At 72.5% G+C, this 25,514-nt stretch carries 16 protein-coding genes and 1 pseudogene; 4 read left to right on the top strand and 13 right to left on the bottom strand.

All coding sequences use genetic code 11. The annotated features are described in order from the left end of the window. Nucleotides 1-41: 41 nt before the first annotated feature. The 7 genes and pseudogenes from ADK60_RS21025 to ADK60_RS21055 form a co-directional block, all read right to left on the bottom strand. Entirely contained in the window at nt 42-1,127 is a 1,086-nt protein-coding gene (locus ADK60_RS21025; protein WP_053648069.1) for a CU044_5270 family protein, read from the bottom strand. Further along, a complete protein-coding gene (locus ADK60_RS21030; protein ID WP_353651760.1) occupies nt 1,124-1,804 on the bottom strand; it encodes an RNA polymerase sigma factor in 681 nt (226 codons plus the stop codon). Before ADK60_RS21030 ends, ADK60_RS21025 begins: the two co-directional genes overlap by 4 nt. A 175-nt stretch (nt 1,805-1,979) precedes the next feature. After that, nucleotides 1,980-6,785, bottom strand: a pseudogene (locus ADK60_RS21035) (NAD-glutamate dehydrogenase); the annotation flags it as partial. Nucleotides 6,786-7,118: 333 nt separating this feature from the next. Then, entirely contained in the window at nt 7,119-8,744 is a 1,626-nt protein-coding gene (pruA, locus tag ADK60_RS21040; protein ID WP_053648097.1) for an L-glutamate gamma-semialdehyde dehydrogenase, read from the bottom strand. Nucleotides 8,745-8,948: 204 nt separating this feature from the next. After that, nucleotides 8,949-9,605, bottom strand: coding sequence for an HAD family hydrolase (locus ADK60_RS21045; RefSeq protein WP_286185292.1), 657 nt, complete (start codon nt 9,603-9,605; stop codon nt 8,949-8,951). A 110-nt stretch (nt 9,606-9,715) separates the two neighbouring features. Beyond that, nucleotides 9,716-10,225 carry a DUF6912 family protein gene (locus ADK60_RS21050; protein ID WP_045942593.1) on the bottom strand — a complete coding sequence of 170 codons (510 nt, stop codon included), beginning with the start codon at nt 10,223-10,225 and terminating at the stop codon, nt 9,716-9,718. 176 nt (nt 10,226-10,401) lie between these two features. After that, nucleotides 10,402-11,553 carry a patatin-like phospholipase family protein gene (locus ADK60_RS21055; RefSeq protein WP_079008575.1) on the bottom strand — a complete coding sequence of 384 codons (1,152 nt, stop codon included), beginning with the start codon at nt 11,551-11,553 and terminating at the stop codon, nt 10,402-10,404. Nucleotides 11,554-11,975: 422 nt separating this feature from the next. Here ADK60_RS21055 and ADK60_RS42245 point away from each other — a divergent pair, with 422 nt between their 5' ends. Further along, nucleotides 11,976-12,464, top strand: coding sequence for an Rv3235 family protein (locus ADK60_RS42245; RefSeq protein WP_053648077.1), 489 nt, complete (start codon nt 11,976-11,978; stop codon nt 12,462-12,464). Nucleotides 12,465-12,625: 161 nt separating this feature from the next. Here ADK60_RS42245 and secA read toward each other — a convergent pair whose 3' ends face one another. Further along, nucleotides 12,626-15,388 (bottom strand): preprotein translocase subunit SecA, encoded by a 2,763-nt coding sequence (gene secA / locus ADK60_RS21065; RefSeq protein WP_045942592.1) that lies wholly within the window; start codon nt 15,386-15,388, stop codon nt 12,626-12,628. A 251-nt stretch (nt 15,389-15,639) separates the two neighbouring features. On the opposite strand from secA, the gene ADK60_RS21070 reads away from it, so the two are divergent. Continuing rightward, on the top strand, nt 15,640-16,248 hold the full coding sequence (locus ADK60_RS21070; RefSeq protein ID WP_079008576.1) for a GNAT family N-acetyltransferase: 609 nt from the start codon (nt 15,640-15,642) through the stop codon (nt 16,246-16,248). 102 nt (nt 16,249-16,350) lie between these two features. Beyond that, a complete protein-coding gene (locus ADK60_RS21075; RefSeq protein WP_053648079.1) occupies nt 16,351-17,565 on the top strand; it encodes a winged helix-turn-helix domain-containing protein in 1,215 nt (404 codons plus the stop codon). A gap of 92 nt (nt 17,566-17,657) precedes the next feature. Here the strand turns inward: ADK60_RS21075 and ADK60_RS21080 are convergent, their stop codons facing one another. Together ADK60_RS21080 and hpf are read right to left on the bottom strand one after the other, a co-directional pair. Beyond that, nucleotides 17,658-18,416 (bottom strand): response regulator, encoded by a 759-nt coding sequence (locus ADK60_RS21080; RefSeq protein ID WP_234326227.1) that lies wholly within the window; start codon nt 18,414-18,416, stop codon nt 17,658-17,660. 279 nt (nt 18,417-18,695) lie between these two features. Then, complete coding sequence (hpf, locus tag ADK60_RS21085) at nt 18,696-19,391, bottom strand: ribosome hibernation-promoting factor, HPF/YfiA family (protein ID WP_045942587.1); 696 nt, start codon at nt 19,389-19,391, stop codon at nt 18,696-18,698. Between the two features lie 366 nt (nt 19,392-19,757). On the opposite strand from hpf, the gene ADK60_RS21090 reads away from it, so the two are divergent. Next, nucleotides 19,758-20,537, top strand: coding sequence for a ComF family protein (locus ADK60_RS21090; protein WP_502687441.1), 780 nt, complete (start codon nt 19,758-19,760; stop codon nt 20,535-20,537). Between the two features lie 51 nt (nt 20,538-20,588). Here the strand turns inward: ADK60_RS21090 and ADK60_RS21095 are convergent, their stop codons facing one another. The 3 genes from ADK60_RS21095 to mtrA are packed head-to-tail and all read right to left on the bottom strand — an operon-like array spanning nt 20,589 to nt 25,270. Further along, the gene (locus ADK60_RS21095; RefSeq protein ID WP_159400522.1) at nt 20,589-22,475 is read right to left on the bottom strand and encodes an LpqB family beta-propeller domain-containing protein; all 1,887 of its coding nucleotides are present in this window, start codon (nt 22,473-22,475) and stop codon (nt 20,589-20,591) included. Beyond that, nucleotides 22,450-24,588 carry an MtrAB system histidine kinase MtrB gene (gene mtrB / locus ADK60_RS21100; RefSeq protein WP_053648083.1) on the bottom strand — a complete coding sequence of 713 codons (2,139 nt, stop codon included), beginning with the start codon at nt 24,586-24,588 and terminating at the stop codon, nt 22,450-22,452. The genes ADK60_RS21095 and mtrB overlap by 26 nt, the downstream gene beginning before the upstream one ends. A gap of 4 nt (nt 24,589-24,592) precedes the next feature. Next, complete coding sequence (gene mtrA, locus ADK60_RS21105) at nt 24,593-25,270, bottom strand: MtrAB system response regulator MtrA (protein WP_030247322.1); 678 nt, start codon at nt 25,268-25,270, stop codon at nt 24,593-24,595. Nucleotides 25,271-25,514 lie beyond the last annotated feature (244 nt).

A 25,514-nucleotide genomic window follows, 5' to 3' on the forward strand; every position in this document is an offset into this window, starting at 1 on the left:
GCCCGCTTCCACCGGGCCCCACGGCTTTCATCGTGATGTGATCAGGCGTTGGTCTGCTTCGGCTCGTCGCCCGGCTTGTCGGTGATCGAGCGGCCCAGCACCGCCGTGTGACCGACCACCGTGCCCGGCTTGCCGAACTCGCTGTCGGCGACGACGACCTCGCGCTCACCGAGGAACTCGTGGCTCTTCGGGTCGAAGATCCACTCGGTGCGGACGCCGCTGTCCACGTGCGCCACGGCGACACCGTGGCGGCCCGAGGCGTCCACCGAGTCCTCGACCGCGGTGACGCCGGGGATCTTGGCGGCGGCGCGGTAGAGGGCGGCGCTGACGGCCGGCGGGGCGATCTGCTCGCGCAGCAGGTCCCCGATGGTCACGAACGCCTCCTGGTCAGGGGTGCGGCCCTGGCCCTTGGTCTCGTCGTAGATCTTCTTCAGCAGCGCGTCCGGGTCGGTCGGCAGGCCGGCCAGGTAGTTGTAGGTGGGCGCGCCGATGCTCGGCTTCTTGGTCGGGTCGAGCCACAGCCCGCCGTCGGGACGCGGCGCGGGGCGCTTGTCCCCCTCCTTGGCGGCGGCCTCGCCCTTGCCGAACTTGCCCTCCTCCTTCAGGACGCCCCACTGGCTGCCGTCGACCGACAGCCAGATCTGGCGGCGGTGCGGCGCGTCGACCTTCGCCTCGCCGGTGGCCAGGTTGGTGCTCGAGAAGGACACCAGGCTGTCCACGTAGACGAACTGGTTCTTGCCGGGCTTCGGGTCGGGCTTGCCGGCCGCGGTGTCGGCGGCCTGGGTCAGCAGCTGGACGGCGGCGACCGGGGCGACGTTCAGCGTGGTGCTGCCGCTCTCGGCCGGCTGCCCGCCCTGGACCTGCTGCCCGCTCTGCTGCTGGGCCAGCGGGGCCTTGGAGGCCGCGCCGTCACTGCCGCCCGGCAGGACCATCGCCAGGGCCAGACCGCCCGCCAGGGCCGGAATCGCCACCCAGCCGAGCTTGCCCCGCCGGACCCGCGCGGGCTTCGTGTCCCGGATCTCACTCATCAGATGTCCCCTCAACAGCCGGTGGCGGTCGGAGGAGAGTTCGGGCCGCGCCGGCGGCGGCAACAGCCGGGCCAGCTCGGCACGCTCGTGCTCGTTCATCGGTTCGTCTCCCGTGTCGACCGGGCCGCATCGGTGCGGCCAACCCGTACCTGTCCGGGCTCGGGGCGGAGTTCCCGCCCTTTCGTCAGTTCTTCCTCGGCGAGCGCCCGGAGCTTGGTGCGGGCCCGCGAGAGCCGCGAACGCACCGTTCCGATCGGCACCCCGAGCGCCTCGGCGGCACTCGCGTAGTCGAGCCCGGCCCAGACGCAGAGGCCGAACACCTCCCGCTCCGCCTTCCGCAGCCGCTCCAGGGCCCGCCGCGCGGCGGCCAGCTGGGCGCTGTCGTCAAGCCGCCCGACGAGTTCGTCGGCGAAGTCCGGCACCACGTCCCTGGGTGGCAGCCGCTCCATCGCGGCCCGGTGCCGCCGGGCCGCCCGGGTCGTGTTCCGCAGCACGTTGGCGGCGACCCCGAACAGCCAGGGGCGGACCGGCTCGTCGCTCTCGCGCAGTTTGTGGCGCAGCCGCCACGCCTCCAGGAAGGTCAGTTGGACGATGTCCTCCGCGACCGCCCAGTCCCCCGAGACCCGCACCGCGTACCGGTACAGGTCGTCTGCCGCTTGATCGAACAGCTCCCCGAACGCCCATTGGTCCCCGTTCCGTATCCGTCCCCGCTGTGACAGCTCCACACCTCCACCTGTCCGCAGCACCGTCCTGGGTTCCCACGGACAGCACAACACGGCGGGTCGTCCGCCCCGGCCCCCCCCGCCCCCAGGCCCGTCGCCAACCCCCCCACGGCCCCCCCCCCCCCCGGGGGGGGTTGGGGGGGCGGGGGGGTTTGCCGGTGTTCGCCGGCGGCCCGGCCCCCCCGGGCCCGCCCCCGCCGTGTTGTGCTGTCCGTGGGAACCCAGGACCCCAGGCGGTGTACCGCTCCTCGGGGGTGGCGCCCTCGGGGCCGCAGGCCAGGATGTCGGCGGTCAGCGCCGCGTGGGCCGCGAAGAGGTCCTCGCGGATGGCGGCGCGGGCCATGGACGACCAGCGGTCGACGCGGGGCAGCTCGATGATGCGGTCGAGCAGGTGGGTGATCTGCAGCCGGTCGGCGAGGTCGTAGTAGAGCTCGGCGACCTGGGCGACGTCCTTGCCGGACCGGTCCGCGACCTCGGTGATGTCCAGGGTCGGGAAGGTCGAGGACAGGCCCGCGATCCGGGTGGCGAGCTCCTCCGGCACACCGGCGCCGGCGAGCTCCCCGTAGACGTGCTCGAACCAGGCCAGGTCCTCGCCGCGCAGCGGCTTGGGCAGCGAGCCCCACACCTGGTTGACCCGGTCGTGGAAGAACTCGATGGTGCCGGCGATGTCCAGCGGCTGGCGCCGGTTGTTGAGCATCCACCGGGTGGCGCGCTCGACCAGACGGCGCGAGTGCAGCCGCATCTTGGTCTGCGCCCGGGCCGGGACCCGGTTGTCCAGGCCCTCGATCTCGGACCAGATCTCCTCCAGGCCGAAGACGGCCCGGGCGGCGGTGTGGGTGCGGGCGACCTCTTCGTAGGTCGCGCCGGTCTCCTCCTTCAGCCGGAAGGCGAAGGTGCAGCCACCGCGGTTGATCGTGTCGTTGACGATCAGCGTGGTGATGATCTCGCGGCGCAGCGGGTGCCGGTCGATCTGCTCGGCGAACCGGGCCCGCAGCGCGCTGGGGAAGTACTCGTGCAGCGCGGTGCGGAAGAACGGGTCGTCGGGCAGGTCGGTGGCGAGCAGCTCGTCGGCCAGGGTGATCTTGGTGTAGGCGAGCAGCACCGACATCTCGGGCTGGGACAGGCCCCGGCCGTTCTGCTGGCGCTCGCGGATCTGCCGCTCGGTGGGCAGGAACTCCAGGCCCCGGTCGAGCTGGCCGCCCGACTCCAGCCGGTTGATCATCCGGGAGTGGACGTTGACCATGCTGTGCGCCTGGGCGACCGCGTTGGCCAGCACCACGTTCTGCGCGTAGTTGTTGCGCAGGACGAGGTGGCCGACCTCGTCGGTCATCTCGGCGAGCAGGGTGTTGCGCTGCTTGACCGTCATGTCGCCGTCGGCGACCACCTGGTTGAGCAGGATCTTGATGTTGACCTCGTGGTCCGAGGTGTCCACACCGGCCGAGTTGTCGATGGCGTCGGTGTTGATCCAGCCGCCGGCGCTCTCCGGGCCGCCGGAGGCCGCGTACTCGATGCGGCCGAGCTGGGTGCAGCCGAGGTTGCCGCCCTCGCCGACGACGCGGGCGCGGACCTGCTCGCCGTTGACCCGGATGGCGTCGTTGGCCTTGTCGCCGACCTCGGCGTTGGTCTCGGTGGAGGCCTTGACGTAGGTGCCGATGCCGCCGTTCCAGAACAGGTCGACCGGCGCCTGGAGGATGGCCTTCATCAGCTCGGCGGGGGTGAGCCGGGTGTCGGAGACGCCCAGTGCGGCCCGGACCTGCGCGGTGAGCTGGATCGACTTGGCGCTGCGCGGGAAGATCCCGCCGCCGGCCGAGATCAGCGACCGGTCGTAGTCGTCCCAGGAGCTGCGGGGCAGCTCGAACAGGCGGCGGCGCTCGGCGTACGAGGAGGCCGCCTCCGGGTTCGGGTCCAGGAAGATGTGGCGGTGGTCGAAGGCGGCGACCAGGCGGATGTGCTCACTGAGCAGCATGCCGTTGCCGAAGACGTCGCCGGACATGTCGCCGATGCCGATGACGGTGAAGTCCTCGGACTGGGTGTCGACGCCGAGCTCGCGGAAGTTGCGCTTGACGGACTCCCAGGCGCCGCGGGCGGTGATGCCCATGCCCTTGTGGTCGTAGCCGGCCGAGCCGCCGGAGGCGAACGCGTCGCCCAGCCAGAAGCCGTAGGACTCGGCGACACCGTTGGCGATGTCGGAGAAGGTCGCGGTGCCCTTGTCGGCGGCGACGACCAGGTAGGTGTCGTCCTCGTCGTGGCGGACCACGTCGGCCGGGTGGACGACCTCGCCGCCGACCAGGTTGTCGGTGATGTCCAGCAGCGCCGAGATGAAGGTCTTGTAGGACGAGACGCCCTCGGCCAGCCAGGCGTCACGGTCCACCGACGGGTCCGGCAGCTGCTTGGCGACGAAGCCGCCCTTGGCGCCGACCGGCACGATGACGGTGTTCTTCACCATCTGCGCCTTGACCAGGCCGAGGATCTCGGTGCGGAAGTCCTCGCGCCGGTCGGACCAGCGCAGACCGCCGCGGGCGACCTTGCCGAAGCGCAGGTGCACGCCCTCGACCTGCGGCGAGTAGACCCAGATCTCGAACGCCGGGCGCGGGGCCGGCAGGTCCGGGATGGCCTTCGGGTCGAACTTCATCGACACGTAGGAGTGCCACGCGCCGGTGCCGTCGTGCTGGAAGAAGTTGGTCCGCAGGGTGGCCTTGATGAGGTGCAGGAAGGAGCGCAGGATGCGGTCCTCGTCCAGCGAGACGACCTCGTCCAGCGCGCCGTCCAGCTCCTCCAGGATGCCCTCGGTCAGCTCCAGCGCACCCTGCTGGTGGCTGGGGCTCAGCCGGGCCTCGAAGAGGTTCACCAGCAGGCGGGTGGTGTGGGTGTTGTTGCGGAGCGCGTCCTCCATGTAGTCCTGGGAGAACGTGGAGCCCGCCTGGCGCAGGTACTTGGCGTACGCGCGCAGCATCATCGCCTGGCGCCAGGTCAGCCCGGCGGTCAGGACGAGGTCGTTGAAGCCGTCGTTCTCGGCCTTGCCGGTCCAGGTGGCGGCGAAGGTCTCCTGGAAGCGGTCACGGGCCTCGTCGGTCAGCTCGACGGCCTCGCGCAGCCGCAGGCCGAAGTCGTACACCCAGGCGGTGGTGTGGTCGGAGCGGGTCAGCGCGTACGGGTGCTCGTCGAGCACCTCGACGCCCAGCCGCTGGAGGACCGGCAGCACCTCGGTGAGCGAGATCGGGCCGCCCACCCGGTAGATCTTGAAGCGGCGCTCGTCGTCGCCGGCGCCGACCGGCTGGTAGAGGTTCAGCCGGAAGTCGCCCTCGCCGTGCAGCGACTCGATCTGCTTGAGGTCCGCGACCGCGGTGCGCGCGGTGAAGTCGGCGCGGTACCCGTCGGGGAAGGCGTTGCCGTACTTGCGGGAGAGCTCGGCGGCCTTCTCCTCGCCCAGCTCGACGTGCAGCTGGTCGTTGAACCCGTCCATCCAGAACCGGGCGGCCTCGGCCAGCTTGGCCTCGATCCGCTCGATCTCGGCGTCCGTGAGGTGCGGCAGCTCGCTGCCGGGGGTGACCCGGACGACGAAGTGCAGTCGGGTCAGCACCGACTCCGTCGACCAGACCGTGTAGTCGATCGAGGCGCCGTTGAGCTCCTGCATCAGGATGTCCATGAGGCGCAGCCGGATGCGGGTGGTGTAGCGGTCGCGCGGCAGGTAGACCAGCGCGGAGAAGTAGCGCCCGTACTCGTCCTGGCGCAGGAAGAGCCGCAGCCGGCGGCGCTCCTGGAGGTAGAGCACGCTGGTGGCGATCGCCAGCAGCTCGTCGGCCGGGGTCTGGAAGATCTCGTCCCGGGGGAAGGTCTCCAGGATCTGCAGCAGGTCGCGGCCGTCGTGGCTCTCGGTGGAGAAGCCGGAGTCGACGATGACGTCCTGGACCTTGCGGCGGACGACCGGGATGCGGTTGACCGACTCGGTGTAGGCGGCGGCCGAGAACAGGCCGAGGAAGCGGCGCTCGCCGATGACCTCGCCGTTGGCGTCGAACTTCTTCACGCCGACGTAGTCGAGGTAGGACGGGCGGTGCACGGTCGCCCGGCTGTTGGCCTTGGTGAGGACGAGCAGCTTCTTCTCGTGGGCCTTGGCGCGCACCGGCGCGGACAGCCGGCCGAAGGCCTCGCTGACGGCGTGGTGCTGGTCGTCGTGGCCGATCGGGTCGGAGCGCAGGATGCCGAGGCCGGTCCCGGCGACGGCCTTGAGGACCTCCTCGCCCTCGTGCTCGACCAGGTCGTACTCGCGGTAGCCGAGGAAGGTGAAGTGGTCGTCGGCGAGCCAGCGCATGAGCTCCCAGGCCTCGCCGACCTCCTGCTCGGGCAGGCCGGCCGGGGGCTGCTCGGCGAGCTCGTCGGCCAGACGCAGCGCGGAGTCGCGCATCTTGGTCCAGTCCTCGACGACCTCGCGGACGTCGCCGAGCACCCGGCGCAGGTCGGTCTCGATCTCGCGCAGGTCGTCGCGGTCGGTCTCGCGGTCGACCTCGATGTGCATCCACGACTCGACGGTCGCGTCGGCCGGCCACTCGGTGCCGGCGGCCTGGCTGCGGGCGCAGGCGTCGACGTCGAGGATCTCCAGCAGCTTGCCGGTGATGTCGCGGCGGACGACCAGCTGGGGGTGGATGACGATGTGGATCGCGCGGTCCTGGCGGGACAGCTCGTTGGTCACGGAGTCGACCAGGAACGGCATGTCGTCCGTCACGACCTCGACCACGGTGTGGCCGCAGGACCAGCCGTTCTCCTCGACCGAGGGGGTGTGCACCCGCACCTCGGCGGTGCCCTGGGGGCGCTTGAGGCCCAGGCGGTAGTGCGAGGCGGCGGCGCCGTAGACGTCGACCGGGTCGCGGTCGACCAGGTCCTCGGGCGCCGTGTGGAGGTAGTAGTGGTGCAGGTACGCGGACAGAGCGCCGTTGCTCAGTCCCTCCCCCGGCGCCGCTCCCCCCACCTGGCTGTTCTCAGCGGCTGCTGCTGCCTTCCTGAGCAGTTCGGCCTTGGCTGCGTCCAGCTTGGTCTGCATGACTTCTTGGCTCCTGTCGCGCGCCGTTGCGTGACTCGGTGGTGGTCTCGGTGTCCACCGCCGGGGTCTTCCGCAATCCTGCCGCACCATCCAGCTGAAAAGGCCCCATGGCACGCATGGAACACCTCTGCAGCGGGTAGGACGCAACGTTCGGCCTGCGGAGCCACCCGACGACGCCAGCCAGCCTAACGGGATCAATCGAAGGTGTCAGGGGACAAGCAGGCGCAAACCTGCAGGAAGATCGGGCCGTCCTGGACAGCTTGTCCAATCAGCCTGCCGGTTTGCGCCGAAAGCCGGAAGTTCGTGCGGAGCACGTGTGCGGACCGTCGGCATTCAGCCCATGTGCGGGTGAACGTACGTGGTCGGCGGCACGAACGTCTCCTTGATCGACCTCGCCGAGGTCCAGCGCAGCAGGTTCTGCGGCGCGCCTGCCTTGTCGTTGGTGCCGGACGCCCGGCCGCCGCCGAACGGCTGCTGGCCCACCACGGCGCCGGTCGGCTTGTCGTTGATGTAGAAGTTCCCGGCCGCGAACCGCAGCGCCTCCAGCGCCTGCGCGATCGCGTAGCGGTCCTGGGCGACCACCGCGCCGGTCAGCCCGTACGGGGCGCCCGCGTCGACCCGGCCGAGCACGTCGTCCCAGCGGGAGTCCTCGTAGACGTGGACGGCCAGGATCGGGCCGAAGTACTCGGTGCGGAACATCTCGTTGCGGTGGTCCGAGGAGACCAGCACGGTCGGGCGGACGAACCAGCCGATCGCGTCGTCGTACTGGCCGCCGGCCACCAGCTCCACCGTCGGGTCGGCCTTGGCCCGCTCGATCGCGTCCCGGTTCCGTTCGAACGCGCGCCGGTCGATCAGCGCGCCCATGAAGTTCGACAGGTCGGTGACGTCGCCGACGGCCAGCGCGTCCACCTCGGCGAGCAGGTCGTCCTTGATCCGCTGCCAGAGGCTGCGCGGCAGGTACGCGCGGGAGAGCGCCGAGCACTTCTGGCCCTGGTACTCGAAGGCGCCCCGGATCAGCGCCGCCTTGAGGATCTCCGGATCGGCCGAGCGGTGCGCCAGCAGGAAGTCCTTGCCGCCGGTCTCTCCGACGATCCGGGGGTAGCTGCGGTAGCCGCCGATGTTGGCACCGATCGTCTGCCAGAGCGACTGGAAGGTCGCGGTGGAACCCGTGAAGTGCAGCCCGGCCAGGGCCGGGTCCGCCAGCGCCACCGCGGACAGCTGCTGCCCGTCACCGGTGACCAGGTTGATCACCCCCGGCGGCAGCCCGGCCGCCTCCAGCAGCCGCATCAGGTGGTACGCGGCCAGCGTCTGGGTCGGCGCCGGCTTCCACACCACGGTGTTGCCCATCAGCGCCGGCGCGGTCGGCAGGTTCCCGGCGATCGCGGTGAAGTTGAACGGGGTGATCGCGTAGACGAAACCTTCCAGCGGGCGGTGGTCGGTGCGGTTCCACACCCCGGGCGAGGAGACCGGCTGCTCGGCCAGGATCTGCCGGGCGAAGTGGACGTTGTAGCGCCAGAAGTCGATCAGCTCGCAGGCCGAGTCGATCTCCGCCTGCTGGGCCGTCTTGGACTGGCCGAGCATGGTCGCCGCGTTGAGCGTCTCCCGCCACGGCCCGGCCAGCAGGTCGGCGGCGCGCAGGAAGACCGCCGCCCGGTCGTCGAAGGACAGCCCGCGCCACTCCCGCCCGGCGGCCAGCGCGGCGTCCACGGCGGCCCTGGCGTCCTCCCGGGTGGCGTTGCCCAGCACACCCAGCTTCGCCGCGTGGTGGTGCGGCTGGACGACGTCGATCCGCTCGCCGCCGCCGAACCGCTGCTCGCCGCCGATGGTCATCGGCAGCGGGACCGGCTCGGCCGCCAGCTCGTCCAGCCGGCGCACCAGCCGCTCCCGTTCCGGGCTGCCGGGCGCGTAGCCGAGCACCGGCTCGTTGCCCGGGACCGGGACGTCGGTGACTGCGTCGATGGGCATGGGCGGGCTCCGCTCCTGGTGGGGCGGCCGGCCCGTTCCGACGACGGGCCCGGCACCCGTCCAGCCTGACCAGCCCGGGGGCGCCGCGCCCGCCCGGACACGCCAACGGTGGAGTGGCGCGCGCCACGTCCTCCGCCGAGCGGCGGGGCCGGCACGGGTCCGATGCCCGTCCGATGCCCGTCCGATGCCGGGGAACGCCTAGCCGGCGATCCGGCCGGCCAGCTCGACCGCCTCCGCCAGGCTGTCCACCACCGGCACGCCGACCGGCTCCAGCTTCTCCCTGGTGTGCGAACCGCCGGTGTACAGCACCGCGTGCGCGCCCGCCTCCAGCGCGGCCAGCGCGTCGTCGGCCGCGTCCCCGATCAGCACCGTGCGGGCCGGGTCCACCTGCGTGCCGAGCGCCGCCAGGTGCCGGACCAGGTACTCGGCCTTCTGGCCGCCGGCCGGGCCGCTGCGCCCGTCCACCCGCAGGAACTGGCCGGTCAGACCGAAGCCCTCGACGACCGGCAGCAGCCGGTCGTGCTCGTACATGGACAGCAGTGACTGGCTCCGCCCGGCCGCCCGCCAGCCGTCCAGCAGCTCACGGGCACCGTCGGTGAGGCCGCAGACGGCGCTCAGCTGGTGGTAGTGGTCGTGGAACGCCTCGTCCAGACGCAGCCACTCGGCCTCGGAGGGCAGCCGGCCGAGCAGCCGCTGGTAGAAGCGGGGGATCGGGATCTCGTACTGCTCCCGGTACTCCTGCAGCGTCATCGGCGCGACGCCGATGGTCGCGAAAGCGGCGTTGCTCGCTCCGAGCACCGCTTCCATGTCGTGGAAGAGCGTTCCGTTCCAGTCCCAGACGATATGAGTGCGCACGTCTGAACGGTAGCGCCGGGCCCGGCCGGACCGGTAGGACGGGGCTCACGGTGCCCGTGGGCCGGGGTGCACGACCCCGCGCGGACCCACGCACGGACCCACGCGCGGGCTCAGGCCAGCAGGCCGGCGATCTCCTGGGTGGCGAACCACAGCAGGTCGTGGTCCTCGGCGCCGTCCACGGTGAACTGGGCGTCCTGGTCACCCGCGTCCGCGGCCGTCACTGCCCCGACCGCCGCCGCCACATCGGCCACCACGTCGCGGTCCGCGACATCGGCGTGCACGGCGGCCGCCTTGGCCAGCTTCAACGGCCCGGCCAGCACCACCCGGCCCAGCGAGGCCTGGTCCTGGTACTCGTCGCCGGGGAAGGGCGTCACGGCCGAGTCGGCGACGTCGAGCGCGATCACGACCCGGCGGCGCGGGGCGTCCGGCTCGGCGGCCAGCAGGCGGAGCGAGGACTGGGCGGCGCGGTTGAGCGCCGCGTACTCCAGCTCCTCCAGGTCGTCGCTGACGTACCACTCGCGCAGCGCGGGCGTCACGGCGTACGCCGCGGACTGCTCCAGCGCGCCGCCCGAGTGCGCCGCCGCCAGGCCGGTCAGGGTGGTGGGCACGTACACGCGCATCGGTGGCACTCTCCGGTTCGTCCAGCGGCACAGCTTCCAGCGTCCCCAAGAATAAGCTCCGGACGCGGCGCCGCGATCACCCGTGCACCCTTCGACCCTCCCGCCGGGCCCCGCACGCCCCCCGGACAGGCCGGCCGCGCCGCCGTTCCGGGGCCCGTCCCGCCGGCCGTCCCGGATCAGCGGGTGGCCTCCAGGACCCGGCGGCAGGTGTCCAGCGCGCTCTCCAGGACCGGGCCCCGGCGGGACGGGTCCATCATGTTCGGCCCCATCACGGCCAGGTCCGCGGGTGCGGGCGCGAGCAGGTGGACCCGCACGCCGCCCGCCCGCAGCAGTCCGGCCTCGCGCAGCAGCTGCCGGGTCACCGCCCTGCGGTAGCGGCCGACCACCTGGGCGAGCACCCCGCGCGGGAGGTCGCGCCCGCGCCGGGCGCGCGCGAATCCGGACGCGCCCGGGACGGACTCCGAGTGCCCCGGCTGCGTGCGCCCCGGCGGGTCGCTCCACAGCGCCATGGGCGCCAGTACGTAGACCTCGTCGAGGCCCCGGTCGAGCAGCAGGTCGGCATTGGTGGCCGACCAGCAGCCGCCGTCCACGTAGTCCGCCCCGCCCACCCGGACGGGGGCGAACCAGCCCGGGATCGCGCAGGAGGCCATCACCGCCTCGCCGACGCCGGCGGGCGGGGCGTCCGGGTCGCCGAAGACCACCCGGTGGCCGCTGCGGTAGTCCACCGCGACGACCCGCAGCGCCGAGGCGCGCCCGGCGAGGCCGAGCGGCGCGGGCCCGGCCGGGGCAACGCCGCTCGGCCCGGCCTCCCCGGTCGTTCCCGTCGCCGAGCCCGCCTCGGTACCGCCGAACAGGCCGCCGACCAGCGCGCCCACCGGCTCCAGCGAACCCCGGCCGTGCGGGGCCATCGCCGAGACCAGGGTGAGCAGCGGGTACTCGCGCGGGTGCCGCACGGCGTCCCGCAGCAGCCTCGGCGAGCCGATGCCGGCCCGGGGCCGCGGCGGCAGCGCGCCGCCGACCGCCGTGTCGTAGTCGAAGCCGACCCCGGCCAGCGGCCCGGACGTGATCGGCAGTCCCCGCTGGTGGTCCCGGAGCTGGTCGGCGCCGACCCCGGCGGCCAGCAGCGCGCCCAGGATCGCCCCGGCCGAGGTGCCGAGCACCACCTCCGCGTCACCGGCCCGGCGGCCGGTCGCCTCCTCCACCGCGCAGAGCGCGCCGACCGTCCAGGCCGCGCCGAGCATGCCCCCGCCGCCCAGCACCAGACCGCGCCGGGGAGCGCCGGCGGCCCGCGGGGCCGTCGGCCGTGTCCCGGATACCCATGTCGTCATGCCGGCCGCCTGTCCTCGTCGGGGCGGTGCTGGTCCGGAGCGGGCCCGCGGCGGGCGCCCGACCCGGCTCCGGTCTCCGATCCTGCGCGTCGACCGACCCGGGCCGCAACGCCCGTCCTGGCGAACCCGACCGTCCTCTTTCGGGCTTTCCCGCCCTTCCCGGTGCGTCAACCCGGTGCGGAGCGGCTTCGTCCCGGACCCGCCGCCGCACGGGCCGACTCACCCGGATAGGTGAACTTTCCGGAGGCCGGAGCACCCCGCGCAAAGCCGTTGCAGCCCGCTGCGGACCGCCATTAACAAGGAACCCGTCCGCACCCGCACCACCCGGTCCCGACCGGCATCACCCCGACGCTCCACCCCGACCGCAGCAGCCGACCGGCCCCGCCCGGGCCCCGACCCGCCCACCGCTCCGAGGAAGGCCCATGACCACATGCCCGAACCGCGCCGCTCCCCCGCTCGCCCCGCCCGCCGTCCTGTCGGCGCGCCCGTACCGCCCGCGCGGCACCGCCCGGGACCACCGGGCGGTCGCCGAACCGCGGCGCCCCCGCCACCCCAGGACGGCCTGCGCCGACGGACCGGGCCACGACCCGCGGGGCGGCCTGAGCACACGGTTCGCGCACCGGCTGGTGGAGGTGCTGACCGGCTCCCGGCCGTCCGGACAGCTGCTGCGCCACACCACCCTGGACTGCTACGGCCAGCTGTCCGCCCTGGTCCGGGCCGGCACCCTGCGCGGGACGCGGGGCGGCGAGCGGCCGCGGCTCGGTCCGGTGCACGACCGTTCGCCCGCGCCGGGCGCGGTCGAGGCCTGTGTCCGGGTCGACCTCGGCGGCCGGCACCACATGGTGGCGTTCCGGCTGGAGCCGCGAGGGCCGTCCGGCCAGTGGCAGTGCACCGCCGTGGAGGCCCGATGAGCCGCCCCGGACCGCACCCGCGCCCGTCCCCGCCCGCCCCGCGCGCGGACGCCGCCGCGGCACCCCTTGCACCCCCGGCGGCCCCGGGAACGACGCCGGGCGCCGCCCCCGTACGGGAGCGGCGCCCGGTATGGCGGCCGACCGGACCGGTCGGCACCGCCTCAGCTCTTGCGGCGGCGGCCCTTGGCCGACTTGGCGGCCTTGCGGCGCTCGGCGCGGGTCAGACCGTCGCCCTCGTCCTCGACACCGAGGTCCTCGAACTCGCCCTCGACCACACCGCCGCCGACCTCCTCCGAGGGGGCCGTGTAGTGCAGCCGCTGCGGCTTCGGGGCCTCCAGGCCCTTGGCCTTGATCTCCGGACGGGGGGCGTCCTTCTCCAGCTTGTCGAGCAGCACCTGGGCGTCCTCGACCGGGACCTCCTCGACCTGCTGCTCGACCTGGACCTCCAGGTTGAACAGGTAGCCGACGGACTCCTCCTTGATGCCCTCCATCATCGCGGTGAACATGTCGAAGCCCTCGCGCTGGTACTCGACCAGCGGGTCGCGCTGCGCCATGGCCCGCAGGCCGATGCCCTCCTGGAGGTAGTCCATCTCGTAGAGGTGCTCGCGCCAGCGGCGGTCCAGCACCGAGAGGACGACCCGGCGCTCCAGCTCGCGCATGATCTCCTCGCCGAGCTGGTCCTCACGGGCGCCGTACTGGGCCTGGACGTCCTCCTGGATGGCCTTGGTGAGGAACTCCGGGGTGAGGCCCGCGGTGCCGCCGGCCTCCTCCTCCAGCTCGGCCAGGTCCAGGGTGACCGGGTAGAGCTGCTTGAGCGCGGTCCAGAGCTTCTCCAGGTCCCAGTCGTCCTCGAAGCCCTCGCCGGTGGCGGCGTTGACGTACGCCTCGACGGTGTCGTCCATGAAGTGGCCGACCTGCTCCTGCAGGTCCTCGCCCTCCAGGACGCGGCGGCGCTCGCCGTAGATGACCTCGCGCTGGCGGTTCAGCACCTCGTCGTACTTGAGGACGTTCTTGCGGATCTCGAAGTTCTGCTGCTCGACCTGGGTCTGCGCGGAGGCGATGGCCCGGGTGACCATCTTCGACTCGATCGGCACGTCCTCGGGCACGTTGGCCATCGAGAGCACGCGCTCGACCATGCCGGCCTTGAACAGGCGCATCAGGTCGTCGCCGAGCGACAGGTAGAAGCGGGACTCGCCCGGGTCGCCCTGACGGCCGGAGCGGCCGCGCAGCTGGTTGTCGATCCGGCGGGACTCGTGCCGCTCGGTGCCGAGGACGTAGAGGCCGCCGGCCTCCTTGACCTCGTCCTGCTCCGCCTTCACGGCCGCCTTGGCCTTCTCCAGCGCGGCCGGGAACGCGGCCTCGTACTCCTCCGGGCTGTCCACCGGGGTGAGCCCGCGCTGCGCCAGCTCGGCCGCCGCGAGGTGGTCGGCGTTGCCGCCGAGCATGATGTCGGTACCGCGGCCGGCCATGTTGGTGGCGACGGTGACGGCGCCCTTGCGGCCCGCCTGGGCGACGATCTGCGCCTCGCGCTCGTGGTGCTTGGCGTTCAGCACCTCGTGCGGGATGCCGCGCTTGCGCAGCTCCTGCGACAGGTACTCGGACTTCTCGACCGACACGGTGCCGACCAGCACCGGCTGGCCCTTCTCGTGCTTCTCGGCGATGTCCTCGACCACGGCCGCGAACTTGGCCGGCTCCGACTTGTAGATGAGGTCGGGCTGGTCGATACGCAGCGGGTTCTTGTTGGTGGGGATCGGCACCACACCGAGCTTGTAGATCTGGTGGAACTCGGCCGCCTCGGTGGTACCGGTACCGGTCATACCGGCCAGCTTGTCGTACAGGCGGAAGAAGTTCTGGAGGGTGATGGTGGCCAGGGTCTGGTTCTCGTTCTGGACCTCCACCCCTTCCTTGGCCTCGATCGCCTGGTGCATGCCCTCGTTGTAGCGGCGGCCGGCCAGGATACGGCCGGTGTGCTCGTCGACGATCATGACTTCGCCGTTCATGACGACGTAGTCCTTGTCGTTCTTGTAGAGCTCCTTGGCCTTGATGGCGTTGTTCAGGAACCCGACGAGCGGGGTGTTCACCGACTCGTAGAGGTTGTCGATGCCGAGGTAGTCCTCGACCCGGGTGACGCCCTCCTCGAGGATGCCCACGGTGCGCTTCTTCTCGTCGACCTCGTAGTCGCGGTCGATCTTCAGGCGCAGCACCAGCTTGGCGAAGTCGGCGTACCACTTGGTCGCCTGGTCGGCCGGGCCGGAGATGATCAGCGGGGTCCGGGCCTCGTCGATGAGGATCGAGTCGACCTCGTCGACCACGGCGTAGTTGTGGCCGCGCTGGACGAGCTCGTCCTTCGACCAGGCCATGTTGTCGCGCAGGTAGTCGAAGCCGAACTCGTTGTTGGTGCCGTACGTGATGTCCATCGCGTACTGGCGCTTGCGCTCGGCGGGCGTCATGTTGCCGAGGATCACGCCGACCTCGAGGCCGAGGAAGCGGTGCACCCGGCCCATCCACTCCGAGTCGCGCTCGGCGAGGTAGTCGTTGACCGTGATGAGGTGCACGCCCTTGCCGGTGAGCGCGTTGAGGTACGTGGGCAGGGTGCCGACCAGGGTCTTGCCCTCACCGGTGCGCATCTCGGCGACGTAGCCGTGGTGCAGCGCGGCGCCGCCCATGATCTGGACGTCGTAGTGCCGCTGGCCGAGCACACGCTTGGCGGCCTCGCGGACGGTGGCGAAGGCCTCGGGGAGGATGTCGTCCAGCGACTCGCCGTCGGCGAGGCGCTGCCTGTACTCGTCCGTCAGGGCGCGAAGCTCGGCGTCGGTGAGGTTGACGAAGTCCTCTTCGATGGAGTTGACCTGGGCGGCAATCCGCTGCAGCTTGCGAAGGATCTTGCCTTCGCCGGCGCGCAGGATCTTGTCGAAGACGGACACGTGAGCGGGCTCCTTGCCTGTATTGGCACTGGACGACTGCACGGCGGATCCACCCCACCGCACGGGCCATCGTATGCGAGGAGCCCAACGCCTCGGGAGGTGCGTCAGCACGGTATTCCCGTGTCACCCCTGCGAGCACATGCCCCGATAGCATTCCCCACCGGGGCAAACCGGGCAGCCGTTCGGAGAGTTGGGAGCCCAGGACCGTTAATCGGATGCTCGGATTCATCTCTGGACGAAATAATCCGCCCATGGAAGAAAGCCCCGAACCCCGCGCCGGGGAGCAGTCCGGCCCGCCCGCCGCCGACCCCGCCCGCGAGCCCGTCGTCCTCACCACCGAGCGCCTCGTCCTGCGCGCTCCGCGCGAGTCGGACATCGACGCGATCAACGCCGCCTGCCAGGACCCGGAGATCCAGCGCTGGACGGTCGTCCCCAGTCCGTACCTGCGCACCGACGCCGAGTACTTCGTGTCCGATCTGGCCCTCAACGGCTGGCGGACCGGCGAGAACCTGGTCTGGTGCGTGTTCGAGCGCGAGTCCGGTGCACTGGTCGGCACCCAGGGGCTGATGCTCCGCGCCGGACGGACCGACGTGGCCGAGATCGGCTGGTGGGCGACCAAGGAGTTCCGCGGCCGCGGCTACACCGTGGAGGCCGCCACCGCGGTGACCCGCTACGGACTGGCCGAACTCGGCCTGCGCCGGCTGGAGTGGCTCGCCTACGTGGGCAACGACGGCTCCCGCGCGGTCGCCACCAAGGTCGGCTTCCGGTTCGAGGGCACCCTGCGGGCGTACGCCGAGCAGCGCGGACAGTTCCACGACTCGTGGATCGCCTCCCTGCTGCCCGGCGACCTCGCCGACTGACCGGGCCGCCACCGCCGCCGCGCCCGCCCGTCCGGCCGTCCGGAGCCCCAGGGCTCCGGACGGCCGGACGAATTGTCGGTGCCCACCTCTAGGCTCGCCGGCATGACCGCCTCGACCCCTGGCCCGACCCCGGGCCCGTCCTCCCGCCCCGCCCCGGTGGCCGTGCTCGGCGCCGACGACGCCCGCCGGATCGCCCTGCGCGCCCAGGGCCTGCTCGGCGCGCCCGACCGCCGCGGCGGGGTGCGCGGGATGCTGCGCCGGCTCGGCTCCGTCCAGCTCGACACCATCTCGGTACTGGCCCGCTCCCACGAACTCGTGCCGTACGCCCGGCTCGGCGCGGTCGGCCGCCCGGCGGTCGAGACGGCGTACTGGGGTTCCGGCACGAGCTTCGAGTACTGGTCGCACGCGGCGTGCATCCTGCCGGTGGAGGAGTGGCCGCTGTTCGCCTTCCGGCGCCGCCGCTACCGCGCGAAGACGCACGTCTGGGGCAAGCAGGGCGAGGCGGCGACCTACCGCTCGGTGCTGGACAAGCTGCGCGCCGAGGGCCCGCTCACCTCGACCGAGCTGGGCGGCGCCAAGAAGACCGCCGAGTGGTGGGACTGGTCGGACACCAAGATCGCGGTGGAGCGGGCACTGGCCTTCGGCGACGTGGTCTGCACCGAGCGCCGGAGCTGGAAGCGCGTCTACGCCCTGGCCGAACAGGCCGTCCCCGCCGAGCTGTTCGCCGCCGAGCCGGACGACGCCGAGTGCCTGCGCACCCTGGTCGCCCAGTCCGGCGCGGCCCTCGGCGTGGCCACCCGGGCCGACATCGTCGACTACTACCGGCTGCGCGCCGAGCAGGTGGACGCGGCACTGCCCGACTCCGGCCTGGTCCCGGTCGAGGTGGCCGGCTGGGGCCCGAACGGCACCCCCGGCCCGGCCTGGGCCGATCCGGAGGCACTCGCCACGACACCGCGCGGCCGCCACCGCACCACGCTGCTGTCGCCGTTCGACTCGCTGATCTGGGACCGTCCGCGCACCGAGCGGATCTTCGGCATGCTCCACCGACTGGAGGCCTACACCCCCAAGCACAAGCGAGTGCACGGCTACTTCGCGATGCCGGTCCTCACCGGCGGCCGTCTGGTCGGCCGGGTCGACCCGGCCCGCGAGGGGCGGACCCTGGTGGCGCGTCAGATCTCGCTGGACTCCCCCCGGCACCTGGAGGCACTGGCCGACGCGCTGCGCGAGGCGGCCGGCTGGGTGGGCTGCGACGCCGTCCGGGTCGAGGCGCTGCACGACGAGTCGCTGCGCCCGGCGCTGGAGCGACTGCTGGCCTGACCGAGCGCCCCGACCGGACGCCCCGGCCGCCCCGAACGGACGCCCCGACTGCCCCGACCGCCCCGGCGGTCGGGGCCCACCGGGCCCCGCAGTCACCCTATTTCGAGGATCTTCTCCCGCATCGCGTACACCACGGCCTCCATCCGGGAGTGCAGCTGCAGCTTCTCCAGGATGTTGCGCACATGGTTCTTCACGGTGTTCTCGCTGATGAACAACTCCTTGGCGATCTCCCGGTTGTTCATCCCGGTGGCCACCAGCTTCAGCACCTCCAGCTCCCGGTCCGTCAGTCGCGGCGCGGGCACCAACTCCCGTTCGTCGGAGCGGCGCTGGATCATCGACTTGAACTCGGTGAGCAGCTTGGACGCCATGGACGGGCTGATCTGCGACTGCCCGTCGGCGACCGCGCGGATCGCGGTGGCAACCTCGTCGGTGGAGATCTCCTTCAGCAGGTAGCCGGTGGCCCCCGCCTTGATCGCCTCGTAGAGGTCGGCCTCCTCGTCGCTTATCGTCAGCATGATGATCTTGGTGCTGGGCGCGACGTCCTTGATCGCGGTGCAGGCCTCGATCCCGCTGCGGCGCGGCATCCTGACGTCCATGAGGATGATGTCGGGCAGCAGGTCGGCCGCCTTGAGCACCGCCTCCGCACCGTCCCCGGCCTCGCCGACAACGGTGATGTCCTCCTCCTCGGCCAGCACGATCTCCAGGCCGCGGCGGAACAACGCGTGGTCGTCCACCACCAGGACGCGGATCGGCTCCCCCCGGCGCGGTGCGTAGTCGGACTCGGCCCCGAGGCCGGGCGACACCCCCACGACCGGCACTGTCGCGGGCCCCAGCCCGAACTGATCCCCCATCCGCTCCTCCCCCGTCGCCGGTCGTCGTCGGGCAATCATTCCACGGCCGGGGGCCCTCGCGGTCACCCTCCGGTGCCGATTGCCCCGCATTGGGTGACCTGTCCGGTGGCCGGTGTCCGCGTACCGACCCCGGAACACCACGTATCGCCCCCGGGAACGCCGCGTACCGGCCCGAAAACGCCGTGCACCGGCCCGGAAACACCGAGCACCGGCCCCGGAACGCCGGTGACCCCGGCGGCGGTCGCCACCGGGGTCACCCCTCTCCTGCTGTCCGTAAGGTCAGTCCTCGTCGTCGCCCGCGCCGATCGCACCGCCGGCGCCGCCACCCTCGACGGTCGAACCGTCGGCCTTCAGGTGGATCACGCCGTAGTGGTAACCGTGCCGGCGGTACACGACGCTCGGCAGGCCACTGTCCTTCTCCACGAAGAGGTAGAAGTCGTGGCCGACCAGCTCCATCTCGTAGAGCGCCTGGTCGAGCGCCATCGGGGCGGCCGGGTGGGTCTTCTCCCGGACCACCAGCGGGCCTTCGCCCTCCACTTCCAGGGATCCCATCATGGTCTTGCGGACGGCACCGTTGGTGCTGCTCTCCGACGGCTTCGACTCGGGCAGCGCGGCCAGGGCCGCGGTCGCCTCGGCGACGCTGATCGGGGTGCGGCTGCCGCTGCCGCCCTTGTGGACCCGACGCCGGTCCGCGGACTTGCGCAGTTGGGCGTCGAGCTTCGCCGAGGCCAGATCGAGCGCCGCGTAGGGGTCAGCGGCGGCGGCCTCGGCCCGGATCACCGGGCCACGGGTACGGAGGGTGATCTCCACGCGGTCGGACCGGTCGGCCTGCCGCGGGTTGTGTTCCTTGGACACCTCGACATCGAGGCTGATCGCCTTGGTGTCGAACTTCTGGACCTTCTCCAGCTTCTCGGCCACGTGATCCCGGAACCTCTTCGGCACCTCGGTCTTGCGGCCCTTGACGACGATGTCCACGCAGAACTCCGATCCCTCGTTCTGTCGCCGGCCCGGGTGCTACCGGACCGGACTGAGACCAGCCGGACCAGCCGATACATCCGCCGGCCCTCCGCCCCACCGGCAACGGTGGGAACGACTGGCCCTCACTGCACTTCCTCCCCACCAGGGACGGTTGAAACCCCCTGGAGCCTTATCGAACACCTCACACGGGGTTTTCGCCTCTCCGGCGGAGAGTTCGGGTATGACGGAGTGATGGGCCGGCGGTCAAGCTGCTGCACCCCTGTCTACCCTCCCGCGAGTGAAACACAGGTAAATACCTGGACAACACCCCCCGTACGGCGCATTCTTTGCTCACTCTCCGTGCCCCACCCGCGAGGAGCAGCCGTGCCGCGGACCACCGCACCACCCCACCGGCAGTCCCACCGGCAGTCCCACCGGGGACCCTTCACCCACGCCCTGACCGGCCTCCTCGACGCGCTGCTCCCGGCCCCCTGCGCGGGCTGCGGCGCCGACCTCGGCCATCTGTGCCCGGAGTGCCGCCACCTCCTCGCCACTACCCCGCCGACGCCCGTCGAAGCCCTCCCCCGGGCGCACGCCGCCGCGCCGTACGACGGTCCGGTCCGGCGGCTGCTGCTCGCCCACAAGGAGCGCGGCGCGCTGGGGCTGGCCGGCCCGCTCGGCGACGCGCTCGCCCGGGCGGTGCGCTCCGCACTCGGCCCGGCCCCGGAGCCGTTCCCCCTGCTGCTGGTCCCGGTCCCCTCCGCCCGGGCGGCGGTCCGCGCCCGGGGTCACGACCCCACGCTGCGGCTGGCCCGCGCCGCCGCCGGGGCCCTGCGCCGGGAGGGGCTGGACGCCCGCGCGCTGCCGCTGCTGCGCCATGCCCGTCCGGTCGCCGACCAGGCCGGGCTCTCCGCCGCCGAGCGCCACCGCAACCTGCGCGGCGCGCTCACCGTGCGACCGCCCGGCCGCTTCCACCGGCCCGGCCGTCCCGGGCCCGCCGGGTACCGGCCGGTCCTGGTCGACGACCTGGTGACCACCGGCGCCAGCCTGGTCGAGGCGACCCGGGCCCTGTCCGCCGCCGGGCTGCCGCCCGCCGCGACCGCCACGGTCGCGGCGGCCGTCCCGCACCACCACCGGCGCCGCCCGGACACCCGCGACCAGTGACGAGCACCCGGCCGGCCACCTCACCGAGCACCGAGCACCGAGCGCCGGGTCTCAGCCCGGGTAGATGAACGCGGAGGCCTTGTAGGGCAGCACCAGCTCCCGCCACTGGTTGTTGACCAGCCGGTACGGCTTGCCCCCTTCCTTCTCCAGCGCCAGCACGGGCGGCACCGGCAGCGCGTTCGTCGCCCGGGACTCCGACGCGGCGACGGCACCCATCTCCCCGCCGCCCAGCAGCCGCGCGTCCCGGTTCTGCGACCCGTCGGTGCTGATGTACTGCAACTGCTGGGTCTTGTCCTTCTCCTTGCCCAGCACCAGCAGTTGGTCGGCCTCCGCCCAGGACACCGCCAGCACCTCCTGGAACGCCGGATTGGCCAGCCGCAGCCCGGTGATCCTCGCGGTCGGGGCGTCCTTGGTGCCGCCGTGGACGAGCAGCCCCAGCCAGAGCCGCTGCTCCTTGCTGTCCTTGCCCTCCTTCAGCAGCAGGGCGACCCGGACGCCGTCCGAGGACACCTTGATGCCCTGCACCGAACGCCCGACCAGGTCGTCCACCGCCACCGGGACGGCCTGCTTGTCCCGCACCATCAGCACCCGCGGCCCGGCCGGGTCGCGGTCCACCACGTACAGGTCGCCGCGCCCGTCCCAGGTCGGCGAGGTCAGCCCGTCGTCACCCTTCGAGCCCGGGCGGCTCGGGGTGGTCAGCACCGGCTGCGGCATGGCCGGCAGCGAGTCCAGGAACGGCACCGTGAAGAGCTGGTGGCCGTCGGCGCTGATCGCCGCGGCGCGCTCGCCGTCCCGGGCCACCGCGACCGCGCCCAGCGGCCGCCCGCTCTGCTGCGCCCGCCCCAGCGGCCCGTGCACGGGCTCGCCGACGGCGTCTCCGCGCGTCTCGTGCAGCACGCCGTCGTCGGCCCGCTGGTAGAACTGCCGGGTGGACATCTGCCCGGCCAGCGAGCCGGGCCCGGTCGCGGGCTCGTCGGCGCGGCTCGCCTGACAGACCGGTCCGCCGTGCTTGGCCTTGAGTTCCAGCCGTTCGACCGGCCCGGTGCCCTGGTCGGCGAGGGTGTAGAGGAGCTGGGTGGCCATCCGCCGGCAGGCGGTGGCGCTGCCGAGGTCGACCCCGCTGAGTGTCACGTGCCCGGTCCGGTTGTCGTCCAGGGTCACCGACTCGACCGCGTTCGGCCCGAGGCCCGCCGGGAAGGCGGAACGGGCGACCGGCCCCAGCCAGGTCGACGGCCCCGAGACCAGCGCGCGCACCGCCGAACCCAGCGGGTCTATTCGGCGCCGCAGGTAGATCGGGTCGGCGATCAGCACGTCCTGGTTGGTCACCGCGGCCGCGGTCGGCGCGGACGGGTCGGGCGCGGCGTAGAAGAACCGGTCGACCTGGCGGTAGCTGTTGCGGAAGTTGACCTCGTTGAGGATCAGCCCGTCCGGCAGCTTGTCGATCCGCCACTCGCCGGCCTTCTCCCGCACGAAGGAGAAGTTGAACTCGATCTTGCGCGGCGACTCGCCGTACGAGTGCCGGTCGTCCACCTGGGAGACCAGCTGCCCGGGGACCGGGATCGACACCTCGGTGTCGTTGTCGGTCACGCTCACCTTGAGGTGGCCCGGGTTGGCGGCGAGCACGTTGATGCCCGCCTCGGGGTTCCAGCTGGTCCGCGCGTCCGGCGTCAGGTACTTGCGCGCCGTCACATAGCTGTCGTCGGCGGTCAGCGCGTCGAGGAACCCGGCCAGCAGGTCCTGCGGCTTGGCTCCCTTGGCGGGCTCCACCGGGAAGATCCTGACCTGGAGGTTCTTCTCCGCCGAGCTCCTGGACAGCTCGATCTTGGAGACGCCCCCGGAATCCGGCATCGCCGCGCAGCCGCCGGCCAGCAGGGCACCCACCAGCGCGCCCGCCATCCCGGCCAGCCGCGGCTCAATCCTGGCGCTGGTCCTTCGCACGCTGCGACCCCTCCGTGTCCGTTCCACCCGTGCCGTCCGCCCCTGCGGCCCCGTCCGGCCCCGCGGTCCGCTGCGCCACCGACGGCCGGCCCGGCGTCGGGTCCACCACGACCTGGGCCCCGGTCGCACCGTACCCCGCGCCGACCGGCAGCACGTCCGACGGATCGGCGCGCGGGCCCTCGGCCGCCCGCCGGCCGAGGCCGGGGCCGATGCTCAGCACTCCGCCGAGCCCGCTGCCGAACCCGCTGCCGGAGGTGTCCGGCGTCTCCGGGACAGCCTGCTCGTCGGTCGCGGTGAGGGCGGTCGCCCCGGCCGGGCGCGCGGCCCGCCGGTACGGCGCCCCGTAGGTGCCCAGGCCCCGGTTGTTGCGGGAGTCCTCCGGCTCCAGCCGGAACGGCGCCCGGCTGATCTCGCCGCCGCGGGTGCGCGGCATGGTGAGCCGGAAGTGCGAGCCGCCGCCCGGCTCTCCCCAGGCCTGCAGCCAGCCGCCGTGCAGATGCGCGTCCTCGACCGCGATCGACAGACCGAGGCCGGTGCCGCCGGTGGTCCGCACCCGGGACGGGTCGGCCCGCCAGAACCGGTGGAACACCCGGGACGCCTCGCCCGGCTTGAGGCCGATGCCGTAGTCCCGGACGCCGATCGCGACCGCGCCGTCCCGCGAGCCCAGCCGGACCACGACGTCCCGGCCCTCGCCGTGCTCCAGCGCGTTGACCACCAGGTTGCGCAGGATGCGCTCGATCCGCCGGGAGTCGACCTCGGCCAGCACCGGCTCGCCGTCGCCGCGGATCACCACGGCGCTGCCCTTGGCCTGCGCCAGCGGATCGGCGGCCTCGACCACCCGGCCGACGATCTCGCGCAGGTCGACCGGCTCGGCGTCCAGGACGGCCGCGCCCGCGTCGAAGCGGCTGATCTCCAGCAGGTCGGCGAGCAGCGACTCGAAGCGGTCCAGCTGCCCCTGGAGCAGTTCGGCGGAGCGGGCCGCCATCGGGTCGAGGTCCTCGCGGCTGTCGTAGATGAGGTCGGCGGCCATCCGGACGGTGGTCAGCGGTGTGCGCAGCTCGTGCGACACGTCCGAGACGAAGCGCCGCTGCACCCGGGAGAGTTCCTCCAGCTGCCGGATCTGCGCCTGCAGCGCGTTGGCCATCCGGTTGAACGACTCGCCGAGGCGGGCGATGTCGTCGGTGCCGGTGACCTTCATCCGCTCTTCCAGGTGCCCGGCGGCCAGCCGCTCGGAGATCCCGGCGGCCATCCGGACCGGCGTCACCACCTGGCGCACCACCAGCCAGGCGATGCCGCCCATCATGATCACCACGAACACCCCGGCGGTCGCCAGCGTGCCGGTGACCAGGCCCAGGGTCTTGGTCTCCTGGCCGAAGGAGAAGACGTAGTACAGCTGGTAGCTGCCGTTGCCGGGCCCGGTGAACTGCTGCCCGAAGACCAGCCCGGGCTCGGTGTCCACGCCGCTCTCCGGCGAACGCTGGATCCGGGTGGGCTGGCTGAAGGTCTGGCCGGGCTCCTGCGCGACCCTGGCCTTCAGACTGTCGGGGATGCTGCTCGGCAGGATGTCCGCGGAGTAGCGCGGGCCGAGGCCGGCCTTCTCCGGCTGGACGGTCTGGCCGGTGCCGGGCAGCATCGCGATCACCGAGTAGACGTTCTGCCCGCTCGCCGCCAGGTCGCCGACCTGCTGGAGCAGCCAGGTGCCCAGCCCCTCGGGGGCCGGGTTGGTGGGCCCGGTCCGCAGCCGCAGGTCGTCCGCGTCGTCGATCTTCTTGAGTTCGGTCTGGAATCCCGCGAGGGCCTGGTCCCGGGCCGCCGACCGCTTGGTCTCCAGCAGCCCGGTGCGCACCTGCGCCACCACGACGACGCCCAGCACCATCACCACCACGACCGACAGCAGCAGCGTCGCCGCCACCACCCGCAGCTGGATCGACCGCCGGTACAGCGCCGCCACCCGGTGCAGGGGGCGGCGCAGCTGTCGGTTCAGCAGCGCGAGCAGGGCGACCGGCCCCCGCCGGCGGCGGTTGCGCACGGTCGAACTCAGTACGTCCCCGCGCACGGCGCCGCCACCCCCGTCGGTCGCGGTACCCGGCGGGGTTTCGTCGGCCCGGTACATCACGTCAGCTGGGCCCGGCCTTGTAGCCGACGCCGCGGACGGTCACCACGATCTCGGGACGCTCCGGGTCCTTCTCGATCTTGGAGCGCAGGCGCTGCACATGGACGTTGACCAGCCGGGTGTCCGCCGCGTGCCGGTAGCCCCAGACCTGCTCCAGCAGCACCTCGCGGGTGAACACCTGCCAGGGCTTGCGGGCCAGCGCGACCAGCAGGTCGAACTCCAGCGGGGTCAGCGGGATGCCCCGGCCGTCCCGCTTCACCGAGTGACCGGCCACGTCGATCACCAGATCGCCGATGGTCAGCTGCTCCGGAGTCGGCTCCTCGGCCCTGCGGAGCCGGGCCCGCACCCGGGCCACCAGCTCCTTGGGCTTGAACGGCTTGGTCACGTAGTCGTCGGCACCCGACTCCAGGCCGACCACGACATCCACCGTGTCGGTCTTGGCGGTCAGCATGACGATCGGGATACCGGACTCGGCCCGGATCTGCCGGCAGACGTCGATGCCGTCCCGGCCGGGCAGCATCAGGTCGAGCAGGACCAGGTCCGGCTTGGTCTCCCGGAACGCAGCTAGCGCCCTGTCCCCATCCGCGACGAAAAACGGCTCAAAACCCTCACCCCGCAGCACAATGCCGAGCATCTCGGCCAGTGCGGAGTCGTCATCAACGACGAGGACGCGTCCCTTCATGCGTCCATCTTCTCATTACCGGATTGTGACCTGCCGCACAGCAGTCCCATTGCTCCAGAACGGCCAACTGGCGATCCGGTCCAATTCAAGCCAAACCGGGCCAATTTCCCGCCCACTTCCGCCCCCCGGGCCCCCGGCGAAGCCGACGAATCGTCCGCCCCCCGGCCGTTGCCGTTCAGCAACCGGCTCCCCCTGGGGTGCGTCCGGGCACCATGGCACGATGGGCGCTGCGCGCGGGTGAAGA

It is taken from the genome of Streptomyces sp. XY431 (assembly GCF_001279805.1).
GTDB classification, from domain to species: domain Bacteria; phylum Actinomycetota; class Actinomycetes; order Streptomycetales; family Streptomycetaceae; genus Kitasatospora; species Kitasatospora purpeofusca.

What these genes read in the sequence shown, in the direction of transcription:
- ADK60_RS21080 (WP_234326227.1), bottom strand. Translation starts at nt 18,416, where the DNA reads ATGGGGGATCAGTTCGGGCTGGGGCCCGCGACAGTGCCGGTCGTGGGG.
- ADK60_RS21070 (WP_079008576.1), top strand. Translation starts at nt 15,640, where the DNA reads ATGGAAGAAAGCCCCGAACCCCGCGCCGGGGAGCAGTCCGGCCCGCCC.
- ADK60_RS21025 (WP_053648069.1), bottom strand. Translation starts at nt 1,127, where the DNA reads ATGAACGAGCACGAGCGTGCCGAGCTGGCCCGGCTGTTGCCGCCGCCG.
- mtrB (WP_053648083.1), bottom strand. Translation starts at nt 24,588, where the DNA reads ATGTACCGGGCCGACGAAACCCCGCCGGGTACCGCGACCGACGGGGGT.
- ADK60_RS21055 (WP_079008575.1), bottom strand. Translation starts at nt 11,553, where the DNA reads ATGACGACATGGGTATCCGGGACACGGCCGACGGCCCCGCGGGCCGCC.
- ADK60_RS21075 (WP_053648079.1), top strand. Translation starts at nt 16,351, where the DNA reads ATGACCGCCTCGACCCCTGGCCCGACCCCGGGCCCGTCCTCCCGCCCC.
- ADK60_RS21050 (WP_045942593.1), bottom strand. Translation starts at nt 10,225, where the DNA reads ATGCGCGTGTACGTGCCCACCACCCTGACCGGCCTGGCGGCGGCGCAC.
- ADK60_RS42245 (WP_053648077.1), top strand. Translation starts at nt 11,976, where the DNA reads ATGACCACATGCCCGAACCGCGCCGCTCCCCCGCTCGCCCCGCCCGCC.
- mtrA (WP_030247322.1), bottom strand. Translation starts at nt 25,270, where the DNA reads ATGAAGGGACGCGTCCTCGTCGTTGATGACGACTCCGCACTGGCCGAG.